This window comes from Pseudoalteromonas sp. BSi20311 (genome assembly GCF_000239875.1).
In the GTDB taxonomy this organism is placed as follows: domain Bacteria; phylum Pseudomonadota; class Gammaproteobacteria; order Enterobacterales; family Alteromonadaceae; genus Pseudoalteromonas.
The window spans coordinates 1-11,383 of record NZ_BADU01000155.1; the positions used below are offsets into that span (position 1 = coordinate 1).

Consider the following 11,383-nt stretch of genomic DNA (forward strand, 5'->3'; position numbering starts at 1 on the left):
ACCAAAAACTCTGATTTGCTTAAATTAGCTGCTTCAGCAATGTTTTTCGCATGCTCAAGTTGCGAAGTCCGCGCTCTGACCTGCTCTTCTAGAAGATCTTTCGCCTCAAGTAGTAAATCTTCTTTTTGTTTTAAATGGGTTACGTTTTTAAAAATAACCGCTAATGCTATCTCACCATGATGATCAATTTCATTAAATGAGCCAACAAGTGGAATTTTACTGCCATCTTTATTGACTATGTGTAAGTCGCAACTAAATTGCCGATTACTGTTTAAAGTAGATATTTTATCTTTAATTGCCTTTACTGAATCGTCATCTAAAAAGTGAAATAACGAGTGAGCAATGAGCTTTTTAAACGGTAAATTAAACAGTTTTAAGCACGCGTCGTTAGCCTCTACTATTTTGCCTTTACGTTCAAAAAGTAAAATTGGATCGGGGGTGTTTTTAAAAATTACTTGCAGCAAACTGTCTTTTTCAATCAGAACATCGACTGTATCTTGTAGCCTTTCAACTAGCTCTGCGTTATGACGTTTTAGCAGTTCGGTTTGCCACAACTTATGTACTGCTTGTAATAACACATTGTCATCGAGTGGCTTAATTAAAACGTCTTCAACACCTTGGCGAATCGCTTCAATCATAGAAACCTGAGCAGGACGCGAGGTTAATAATAAGCAGCGGCTATGCGGCTGTATCTGCTTAAGGCTGGTAAATATATCTAAGCCAAGCCCTTCTTTTAAACTAAAATCACTAATTAAAATATCAATCATTCTGAGTTTGGCAATATTAAGCGCCTCATCATGATTTGTAGCTGTGTATACCTCTATATGTGCACCCACTAAACTACTCTTTAGCATTTCTAAACGCTCACTAACATGATCAACCAACAAAATTGTAGGCAGTTTAAAAATATGATCAGGGCCTATTTCTAATAGATCTTCAATAAATGAAGTGATTTCTTTATTAGAAAAAAATGGATAAATAATAGTGGCATCTGGAACAAGCTCGTTTAATTTACCAAATGCATCAAGCAGTTCACCACTTTCAGCCTTGGGCGCTAAAAGTAAAAATGATTGGTGGGTCGCTTGTTTTACCAGCGAAGCAACCAGAGTTGTTGGTGTCCCTTGTGAAAAGGCAAGCATATCGTATGCATCTATGTTGCTGCTTTGATCAAACATAGAATAATGAACTAATTCAACTTCACAACCAATTAGCTCAAGCAGTACTTTTAAGCGCATAGCAATCATGCTACTGCTATCAATAATAAGTATTTTTTGCGCCATTTATGTACACTTTTAAGAATTAATTAAACACCTTTTCAGCATAGTATAGAATTTTTGGTTTGGCATAATCGTCTACATAAATGTAATTTTTGCTTGCCTATGGTTGTGGGTTTAGATTAAATGCTTACCAAAAATAGTCAGGCTGTACAGCTGGTTATCCATCCTTGCAACATTGGGCAACTCTCCCCATACTGCAAAATCAAAATGCTTAAATAATTTAATGCTTGGTTCGTTATGGCTAAAAATAAACCCGAGTAACACTTCAATGCCGAGGTTTTGTGCTTGTTGTTGTGCAAATTGCATCAACTTTTTACCCAACCCTTTTCCTTGGGCTGCCGCCGTAATGTAGATGCTTAGTTCAACGGTGCCATCGTAAGCTGGGCGCCCATAAAACGATTTATAACTAACCCAGGCTAATACTTGGTCATTTTCGCAGTAAACAAAAATAGGTCGTTGAGCTGTATGGCTATCAAACCAAGGCTGTTTATCAGCAACAGTTACCTCTTCGGTATCGGCGGTCACCATTCGACTAGGGATAGTTTCATTGTAAATGGCAACAATGGCAGTTAAATCATCAGGTTTTGCTAAACGTATAGTCATAGAGAATAAGTAAAATTGATCAATTTCGCCTATAGTAGCGTATGATAAGTTACATAAATACTCTAAAAACGCACTTAAGGTAATAGCATGATAAAAAAAATAATACTTGGTTTAACCCTCGCGTTAAGTTGTGTTTCGCTAAATACATATGCCGCAGACTCGCCCCCCCCTTCATTAGATGCAAACACCTGCAATGACTTCACGAATGTTTCACTTAGAAAGTTGCGCTCAACTGAAACCATTAACTTATGTGATTTTAAGAACCAGCCTCTTTTAATTGTTAACACTGCGAGTAACTGCGGTTTTACGCCGCAATTTGAAGGTTTAGAAGCACTTTATAATAAATACAAAGACGAAGGCTTGGTGGTATTAGGCTTTCCATCAGATGATTTTTTTCAAGAAGAGAACGATGAAAAAGATACCGCAAAAGTGTGTTATGTGAATTACGGCGTTACTTTCCCTATGTTAGCCACCAGCGCAGTGCGTGGCAGCGATGCCAACCCAGTTTTTAAACATTTGAACGCGCAAACTAGTTCACCTAACTGGAATTTTTATAAATACGTGGTTTCGGCAGATCGTCAATCAGTGACTCGCTTTAACAGCCGCGTCAAACCCGATTCAGCAAAATTAGAAAGCGCCATCAAAAGTGCATTTTAATTTTGTGTTTTCAGTTTAACCTTACTAAGATGTTGCTTAGTATATAGAAAACTAAACTTATAAATAGGAGATTTTATGGCAGTAGCAAGTGCAAGGCACATACTCGTAGACAGTGAAGCACAATGTTTAGACCTTAAAGACAAAATTGAGCAAGGCGAAGACTTTGCTGAGCTAGCTAAATTGCACTCTAATTGCCCTTCAGGTCAAGATGGTGGCGCATTAGGTGAGTTTGGACCTGGTATGATGGTTCCTGAGTTTGATAAGGTGGTTTTTTCAGCGCCACTTAACCAAGTACAAGGTCCTGTTCAAACACAGTTTGGTTACCATTTATTAGAAGTAACCAGCCGCTCAGAGTAAGCAAATCGATTTATTAATAAAGCCGCATTAGCGGCTTTTTATTTATGTGGAGTTGGCAAAAGCCCCAATATGCAATTACTTGGCTCTATTTCTTCCCCTTATGTTCGCCGTGTCAGAATTTGGGCACAACAAAATAACTGTGAGCTTGAGTTTATAAATCTCGACATTTTTTCAAGCGATGACCGCTCTTTAATGATGTCGCACAACCCGGCAGCTAAAATCCCTATCTTAATTGATGGCTCGCTTAACTTAAGCGACTCAAACAATATACTGCGTTACTTACTTGAAAAAACACAGCAGAACCCGCTAACTTGGCCGCAAGAGCATTTTTTAACTAGCATCAACGCCTGTAACGATTCATTGGTTGAGTTATTGATATGTCAGCGCTCTGGGTTTGACACGCAAGCTGATAAACTATTTTTTAATCTGCAAAATGAGCGAATTGCGCAAACTTTAGACTATTTAAATGATCATTTAAACGATGATGAATTTAAAAGCTGTGAATGCCTCAACATCAGTTTATACTGCTTGCTAGATTGGATCTGCTTTCGTGAACTCACTGATTTTAGCGCGCAGCCGCAGTTAGTTAAGTTTTATGAAGCGTTTAGTCAGCGTCAAGCGGCTAAAAATACCAACCCTCGACTCAAATTTTAAAAGGTGAACACATGAGCGATATCGAAATTGAATCACAACTAGTTAGCTTTGTAGAAAAAGTACGTGTTAGTGAGCAGATCTGGGCACTAGGTGCACAAGATGGTGGCTTTGTTGTATGTGAATCAAATCAGTTTGACGACACCGATGTACTTTTACTGTGGGAATCAGAAGACGCAGCAAAAGAGCAGTGTAAAGAAGAGTGGAAAGACTACAGTCCGGTAGAAATCAATCTAGATGAATTTTTAGATGATTGGGTTGAAGACCTTAAATCGGATGATGCTCTGGTTGGTTTAAATTGGAATGACGATCAAGTATGTGTAGAAATTGAACCAGTTGGTTTAGCTCGCGCTTTAAGTGAATAAGTTTTAACTGTTTATTTGCAGGCACTACCCCAATTAACAACAACGATTAGTTGGGGTATAAAATAATAAAAACTGTCAAGGTACTGCGTTGAAAACCCATCTTGGTCGTCGTCCATTCTCAGCTATGGAGCTGCATACGCTCTATACCGGATATATTTATAGTGATACTCGGCTTGCCCGCGAACAAGCTAAGCACTGGCACTTTTGGCTGCCTTTAATTGCGTACTACAGTGGCGCTTACAGTGATGAAATTGGCTATTTAACCCTAGATGACTTGGTGGTTAAAAATAGCATTCTCTGCTTTAGCTTTCATACTCATGGTAAAATTAAACCCCGTTTAATTCCTGTACATAACGCCCTTATTAAGGCCGGACTTAATGATTATTTAGCCTACGTAAAAGCGCAAAAACACACACGTTTACTGTTTGACCTCCCAGCAAAAACAGGACGCTACAGTGAAAAAGTACGCATTTGGTTTTCAGGCGAGGGCGAACGTGCGGGGTATTTGCAAAAATGTGCAATTCCTTCCGTGGATCAACTCGGAATGAAAACCGCGATTAGTAGTTTGCGGCTTAACTTTGAACAGCAAATTCGTATTTATGCCCTGCAAGCAGGCTCTAAAGACTGCTTCAATTACTTAATGGGCTTTAATGATTACCCCCATGATAACTTTAACGATATAGCCTTGTTAAATAAGGTGCTGCAACAGCTCCGGGTTATTAATTCCCACATTCATTGGCAGCGGTTTTTAGCACGAGATAGCCACTGACAAACTTTGTTACTCTTTTCCTTATTGTTGTTCGCTTACTCTAGCAAAAAAAGCTGTTAGGATGGAGTGTACTCACTCTTCTAACAACAAAAATCTAGGGATAACTATGTTTTTTAAAAGCCTCTTAACCGTGAGCGTTGCGCTTGCGATAAATGCTGCTAACGCTAATGAGTTCGTCATTGAAAAGCTCGCAAAGCCAAGTTCACAAAAAGTCGCTTTAACGCTCGACCCAAGTCAGGATACTTTTACAGGAATGACTGAAATCAGTTTGGAGGTGCTTAAACCAACACGCTACATTGAACTTAATGGTGTTGATTACGCAACCAAAATGGTTCAACTATTGGGTGAGCAAAACTGCGACTTAAACAGCGAAATGCTTAAAACCGGTAAAGTTAAATTTAGCTGCGAAGAGCAAATTCAGCCGGGTAAATACACTTTAAAAATTGATTTCTCAGCGCCATATAATCGCCAAAGTGTGGGGCTATATAAAACCCTAGATCAAGGCGTTCCTTATCTTTTCACCCAATTTGAAATGAGCGATGCCCGTCGAGCGTTTCCTGTATTTGACGAACCAAGCTATAAAATTCCATTTCAGTTAACTATTACCGCCCCCACTTCACAAAAAGTGTATTCAAATACACCTGAGTTAAAAACGACAGTGAATGGCGATATGACTACCCATTACTTTGATAAAACGCCACCAATTCCATCATACTTAGTAGCTATGGCTGTAGGCCCGTTTGAAGAGCTAGAGATTAAGGGTATGCCAATTCCTGGCCGTGTAATTACTCCACAGGGTAAAATTCATTTAGCACAGTATGCAAAAGAGAATATGCCTAAAGTACTGGGCGCACTTGAAGAGTACTTTGGTATTCCTTACGTGTATAAAAAATTAGATTCAGTGGCTGTTCCAGAGTTTCCGTTTGGGGCAATGGAAAATTCAGGTTTGGTAACTTATCGCGAAGATATTCTTCTGGTTGATTTAGAAGCTGCAACGCGAAGTAAAAAGCAACGTAATGTTTCTATTATTGCCCATGAATTAGCTCACCAATGGTACGGTAACTTAGTGACTATGAAGTGGTGGAACGACTTATGGTTAAACGAAGCGTTTGCTAGCTGGATGGCAGCAAAAATTACTAAGCAACTTAACCCTGAGTTTGAATCACACCTAGATTTACCACAAAATAATGTAATGGCGTTAGATGCTCGCTTAAGCACTAAGCCAATTCGTAAACCAATTAAAACCGAAGCCGATATTATGGACGGTTTAGGCCTTGCATACAGCAAAGGTAGCTCAGTACTGGCGATGGTTGAAAACTGGATTGGCGAAGACGCATTTCAAGCTGGCATTCAAAATTACTTAAAAGAGTTCTCTTATAAAAATGCCGAAGCTGCCGATTTATGGGAAGCACTTGGTAAAGCATCTAACAAAGATGTAGCGAGTGTTTTGAAATCGTTTATTGAACAATCGTCATTTCCGCTAATTAACGTTAAGCAGCAAGGTAATAACATTACGATTTCGCAAAGTCGTTTCGCCAATGCCGGTGTTGATGCTCCAGCCCAACTGTGGAATGTACCCGTTGCTATTAAATATGGTGCTGGCGATAAAGTAAAAACTGCCAGTGTATTACTTAATAAACAAAGCCAAACGCTAGAATTAGATTTTGAGCCAGAGTGGATATATCCAGACCAAGGTGCGCTAGGTTACTACCGCTGGGTCATGGACGATGCGCAATTTAACGCACTAATTGATAATGCAGCGAGCGTATTAAACGACCGTGAGCGCCTTGCATTGTTATCAGCTACTGACGCCTTACTTGACGCAGGTGTAATTTCTGCTGCTAAGCTGATGCAAACGCTTGAAGTTTTTGCCAGTGATAGTCATCCACGCGTAGCTAACACTGCTTTAGGTTATTTAGCATCTCAGCAACGTACCTTTAAAGACGATAGCAACAAAGATTTATGGCCTACATTTATTCAAAATGCAGTCATGCCTGCCGCTAAAAAATATGGCCTAGAAGCAAAAATGGGGGAAGATGGCGCTGTTGCTCAACTGCGAGCTGCGGTAGTGTCGCGTTTAGGCTTTGATGGTGAAGATAAAAATGTGATCAATAAAGCTAAGCAGCAAACAGCTGTTTACTTAAACGATCCGCAAAATGTAGACCCTTATTTAGCGGGTACTTACTTACGTCTTGCGGCTTTTCATGGTGATAAAGCGCTGCTTGATCAGTTTATGGCAACCTTTAAAACCACTAAAGATCCACAAGTTCGTACCAATATGTTGGCAGCAATGGGTTATTTTGGTAAACCTGAACTCCAAAAAGCAGTGCTTGCATATAGCTTAACCGATGAAGTAACCGCTTCTGATATGCGTACTATTTTATCGGGGCAAAGTTACACCGATGAACGCCAAGCACTGTTTATTGATTGGATATATAGCAACTACGATAAAGTAACAGCAAGTTTGCCACCATTTTTTGTGCCTAACTTACCTTACTTTACTACTGCTAGCTGTGATGCTGAAAGTTTAGCGACAACGCAAACGTTCTTTGACGCTAAACTTGATGACGTACCTGGCTATGCGCGCACATTAAGTAAGCTTGCAGAAAGTACGAATGACTGTATTGCACTTAAAAACCGTGAACTCAAATCAGTAAATAGCTTTTTGAATAGTAAATAAGTTAAAGTTCAAAGGATGGCTGGCTGCGGGCGACGGGTAACGGGCCGAAAACCTCAAACTCGGGCTAATGGCTGATGTTTTCTCATTGCCTTCTCTTTGTGTATAAAATCTTAAAAAGTTTATTCACAAAGAGATTAAGAGGCGCAGCCCTTTTAGAGCTAGTGATTAAAGACAAAGATTAAGGGTTATAAAGGTTAAAGGTTGAAGATTTTATCTTGCACCTTTTGCCTTTAGCCCTGCACCATTCTATTAACCACCAATAATCATGGTTAGCTTAGCTATAAACTCTTTTGCCGCTTGTTCAGAGTTAATTTTAAAAGCGACACCATAATGAATAGGCTGTGCGCTTTTATAAATACGAGTGGGAAAACGGGTCATTTCACTGCTATGAAAATAACCTTGAGTACGCACAACCCCATCAATATCAGTAAAGTCATCACTAAACACTTCAAATGCAGGGCGGATCACAATTTTACCTTTCCCCGTTTCGGCATGGGTGTAAAACGCTTCTTTAGAGTTTGCTAGCATATACTCAGCAATGTTTTTTATTTTAAAGTTACTTCTACACTCTAGTTTTATCAGCTGCTCTGTTAACTCGTCTGCGCTAAATGCCACGTGACTTTCCTTTTTATTTAATAGGGGGTCAGACTAACTCATGCATGAGTGAAAGTCCGAAATTTATTGTTTATTTAACACTACATACAAACGCTAATTGCTGGTTTTTATAACTTAACCGGCTAATTTCAGTATCGCAATATTGGCTTAAATCAAGCCATTGCGATATGTCAGAACCTGCTGTTAGTTTTCGTTGATAGATACGGTTTTTAATTGCGTAAGCAATGGTATTTTCATCTTTTAAGATGAAGTCTTGTACTTGGTTTGGCAGCCTAAGTATGTTGCTCACCCGCTTGGTTTGTGGTTCCAAACGGGCTAAGTGATGCTGGCCATTCTTACTATGACTAAATAAAAATTCCCTCTGCGCTTTATTATAAATAAGTGTACGACCAATGTTATTTGCTACAACCTCACCTTTAGCCGCAACAACCGAGGTATATTGTAATGTATGTGGCTCGCCTAAAATAAACATTACTAAATCGTTGTTATTTCCCCAAGCGTGATAGCCCACAGGCTCAATCCAATCAAAAATACGACTTGGTGCCTGCTCTGTACTCAGCGGATATTGCCATAGTTTTTGTTTGCCATCTTCCTCAACCACGATGGCAGATAAACTATCGCCACTCGGTGTTACTGTTGGCGAATACTCACTTACAGCTGTATTTGTGATCATAGAGGTTTGTTTTGATGATAAATCATAACGTGCAATATCAGTTTGGCTCTGCTTATTACTGATTACCTCACGCGTATAATAAAGGCCCGTATCGGTTAAATGGGGCTGATTGTTGTAGCTGGTTTTATCACTAACAATGCTTACGCGTATGCCATGCGGGGTATTTAAATCGGCAAGTAGTATTTGACTTTTAGGCATATTTGCTTGGGCAACGCCTAATGTTAAAGCATTAATTGTTATTAGCCCTAACAACGGTTTGATCAGTTTCATGCTTTCTCTCGTTTTAATTTTAAGCACCTCATGATAACGTTATTTACTGATGACGTCACTTGACCTAGCTTAGTAAGGTCTTTATAACTAACGGGTCATAAAAAAGAGAACAAACATGTCAGCTAAACACCCTATTATTGCAATCACCGGCTCATCTGGAGCAGGCACTACAACCACCACCAATGCCGTGAAGCATATTTTCCGCAGCCTCGACATCAATGCTGCATTTATTGAAGGTGATAGCTTTCATCGCTATACACGTCCTGAAATGGACAAAAAAATTCGAGAAGCCCAACAAGAAAGTAAACATATCAGTTATTTTGGCCGAGAAGCCAATGACTTTGGTGCATTAGAAGACTTATTTACTAAGTATGGTGAAACAGGCGAAGGTAAACTGCGTCGTTATTTACATACCTTTGATGAAGCCGTGCCTTATAACCAGTTACCAGGAACATTTACTCCTTGGCAAGAGCTTGAGCAAAACACAGATTTAATGTTTTACGAAGGCTTACATGGCGGCGTGGTCGACGAAGATCATGATGTTGCTAAGCATGTTGATTTACTTATAGGCATGGTGCCAATTATTAACCTTGAGTGGATCCAAAAGCTTATTCGCGATACCTCAGAACGCGGTCATTCTCGTGAAAAAGTAATGGACTCGATTGTGCGCAGTATGGATGACTACATTAATCATATAACGCCGCAATTTTCACGTACCCATATTAACTTTCAACGAGTGCCAACCGTTGATACTTCTAATCCATTTAGCGCTAAAGATATCCCATCCCTTGATGAAAGCTTTGTAGTTATTCGCTTTAGGGGCATTGATGACGTTGATTTCCCGTATTATTTACGCATGATTGAAGGCAGCTTTATGTCGCGGATCAATACGCTTGTAGTGCCCGGTGGCAAAATGGGACTGGCAATGGAACTAGTGCTTACGCCACTGATCAAAGATATTATTTTGAAAAAGCGCGCCTTAGCAAAATTAGCCCCACCTGAAATTCCTATTTAAGTGTATCGCTCATTTCTTAGAGAGTACTTGGTTCATAAGATCTAACAACATGTGATGATCTTATGAAATTGGCCACCTCTTTTATCAAGTGATCGCAAATACATTCTGCTCTTTTTTGTTTAGTCTAACTCACGTACACTGCTGATTTTAAGTATGATGAGAGCAGTATGTCGCAAGCTATTAAAATTATTGTCGGGTCTAAAAACCCAGTAAAAGTAAATGCCGCTAAACACATTTTTGCGATGTATTTTCCCGAGCAGGTAATTGAATGTGGTGGCGTTCACGCCCCCTCTGATGTACCCGATCAACCTATAGGCGAAGAGCAGACGTGTTTGGGTGCACAAAACCGAGTTAACTACTGTAAAGCACAGCATCAAGCAGACTACTACATAGCGATGGAAGGTGGCGCAGCGCAATTTAGCTATGGTGCAGCAACCTTTGCCTATGTTGTTATTGATGACGGCGCACAGCAAGTTACAGGCCGAAGCAGTAACTTACCTTTGCCTTCGGTTTTTTATAAAGCATTGCTGCAAGGTGAAGAGCTCGGAGACGTGATGGATAAGGCTTTTAATACCACCAATATCAAGCAGCAAGGGGGTGCTATTGGTTTATTAACTGATCATCATGCAACACGAGAAAGTACCTATACTCAAGCGCTGACTCTCGCCATGGCGCCTTTTCTTAATCCCACTTTATATAATCAATAACGGATGTTTTAATGAAGTATAACTACGTATTATTTGATGCCGACGAAACCTTATTTAGCTTTAATGCCTTTGCTGGCTTACAAAAAATGTTGGCAGCTTATGACATGGATTTTACCAAGGCAGATTATGATCATTACCAAAATACCAATAAGCCATTATGGATTGCCTATCAAAATAACGAAATTACCGCAAACCACCTGCAAGTAACTCGTTTTAGTGAGCTGGCAAATAAACTTGATGTACCAGCCCAGCAGCTCAATGATGATTTTTTATCGGCAATGGCTGAAATTTGCATGCCTTTACCCGGTGCGGTTGAATTATTAAACGCCCTCAAACCTCATGCCAAGTTAGGCATTATCACCAATGGCTTTTCTCAGCTACAAGCACGTCGCTTAGCACATACTGGGCTGCAAGATATGTTCGATTGGCTGGTAATTTCTGAAAAAGTAGGTATAGCTAAACCTGCAAAAGAGATATTTGAGCACACCTTTAATTTAATGGGGAATCCACCGAAAGAGCAAATTTTAATGGTAGGTGATACCGCCAGCAGTGATATTCTTGGTGGACGAAATGCAGGCATAGACACCTGCTGGTTACAGCACCCAGGGGTAATCTTACCTGAAGGTATTAAGCCAACGTATCAAGTCACTGAGTTAAAACAGTTACAAACCATTTTAGGTCTGTAATACCTGACTGATTATGCTGACAAACAGCCAAAAAAAATGACGACTAATAAGCGTCTTA

Annotated in this window: 13 protein-coding genes; 9 read left to right on the forward strand and 4 right to left on the reverse strand. The window is 39.8% G+C overall.

The window, feature by feature from the left end; all coding sequences use genetic code 11:
• A partial coding sequence (locus P20311_RS15875; protein WP_036985274.1) for a response regulator occupies nucleotides 1-1,280 on the reverse strand: 1,280 nt, incomplete at its 3' end.
• A 111-nt stretch (nucleotides 1,281-1,391) separates the two neighbouring features.
• Nucleotides 1,392-1,880 carry a GNAT family N-acetyltransferase gene (locus tag P20311_RS15880; RefSeq protein WP_008114774.1) on the reverse strand — a complete coding sequence of 163 codons (489 nt, stop codon included), beginning with the start codon at nucleotides 1,878-1,880 and terminating at the stop codon, nucleotides 1,392-1,394.
• Between the two features lie 87 nt (nucleotides 1,881-1,967).
• Here P20311_RS15880 and P20311_RS15885 point away from each other — a divergent pair, with 87 nt between their 5' ends.
• The 6 genes from P20311_RS15885 to P20311_RS15910 all read left to right on the forward strand — a co-directional run bounded on the left by P20311_RS15885 (nucleotide 1,968) and on the right by P20311_RS15910 (nucleotide 7,359).
• A complete protein-coding gene (locus tag P20311_RS15885) occupies nucleotides 1,968-2,537 on the forward strand; it encodes a glutathione peroxidase (RefSeq protein WP_008114776.1) in 570 nt (189 codons plus the stop codon).
• A gap of 75 nt (nucleotides 2,538-2,612) precedes the next feature.
• The gene (locus P20311_RS15890; protein ID WP_008114778.1) at nucleotides 2,613-2,894 is read left to right on the forward strand and encodes a peptidylprolyl isomerase; all 282 of its coding nucleotides are present in this window, start codon (nucleotides 2,613-2,615) and stop codon (nucleotides 2,892-2,894) included.
• A gap of 69 nt (nucleotides 2,895-2,963) precedes the next feature.
• Entirely contained in the window at nucleotides 2,964-3,548 is a 585-nt protein-coding gene (locus tag P20311_RS15895) for a glutathione S-transferase family protein (protein WP_008114780.1), read from the forward strand.
• Between the two features lie 11 nt (nucleotides 3,549-3,559).
• Complete coding sequence (locus P20311_RS15900; RefSeq protein WP_008114782.1) at nucleotides 3,560-3,910, forward strand: DUF2750 domain-containing protein; 351 nt, start codon at nucleotides 3,560-3,562, stop codon at nucleotides 3,908-3,910.
• A gap of 88 nt (nucleotides 3,911-3,998) precedes the next feature.
• The gene (locus tag P20311_RS15905; protein WP_008114784.1) at nucleotides 3,999-4,679 is read left to right on the forward strand and encodes a hypothetical protein; all 681 of its coding nucleotides are present in this window, start codon (nucleotides 3,999-4,001) and stop codon (nucleotides 4,677-4,679) included.
• Between the two features lie 106 nt (nucleotides 4,680-4,785).
• Nucleotides 4,786-7,359, forward strand: coding sequence for a M1 family metallopeptidase (locus P20311_RS15910; protein WP_008114786.1), 2,574 nt, complete (start codon nucleotides 4,786-4,788; stop codon nucleotides 7,357-7,359).
• A 249-nt stretch (nucleotides 7,360-7,608) separates the two neighbouring features.
• Here P20311_RS15910 and P20311_RS15915 read toward each other — a convergent pair whose 3' ends face one another.
• The gene (locus P20311_RS15915; protein ID WP_008114788.1) at nucleotides 7,609-7,974 is read right to left on the reverse strand and encodes a hypothetical protein; all 366 of its coding nucleotides are present in this window, start codon (nucleotides 7,972-7,974) and stop codon (nucleotides 7,609-7,611) included.
• A gap of 70 nt (nucleotides 7,975-8,044) precedes the next feature.
• Entirely contained in the window at nucleotides 8,045-8,917 is an 873-nt protein-coding gene (locus P20311_RS15920) for a hypothetical protein (protein WP_008114790.1), read from the reverse strand.
• A gap of 115 nt (nucleotides 8,918-9,032) precedes the next feature.
• Here P20311_RS15920 and P20311_RS15925 point away from each other — a divergent pair, with 115 nt between their 5' ends.
• The 3 genes from P20311_RS15925 (at nucleotide 9,033) to yjjG (ending at nucleotide 11,325) form a co-directional block, all read left to right on the forward strand.
• Entirely contained in the window at nucleotides 9,033-9,932 is a 900-nt protein-coding gene (locus P20311_RS15925) for a phosphoribulokinase (protein ID WP_008114793.1), read from the forward strand.
• 167 nt (nucleotides 9,933-10,099) lie between these two features.
• Nucleotides 10,100-10,639 (forward strand): inosine/xanthosine triphosphatase, encoded by a 540-nt coding sequence (gene yjjX, locus P20311_RS15930; RefSeq protein WP_008114794.1) that lies wholly within the window; start codon nucleotides 10,100-10,102, stop codon nucleotides 10,637-10,639.
• A gap of 11 nt (nucleotides 10,640-10,650) precedes the next feature.
• Nucleotides 10,651-11,325 carry a pyrimidine 5'-nucleotidase gene (gene yjjG, locus P20311_RS15935; protein ID WP_008114796.1) on the forward strand — a complete coding sequence of 225 codons (675 nt, stop codon included), beginning with the start codon at nucleotides 10,651-10,653 and terminating at the stop codon, nucleotides 11,323-11,325.
• The last annotated feature ends 58 nt before the right edge of the window (nucleotides 11,326-11,383 follow it).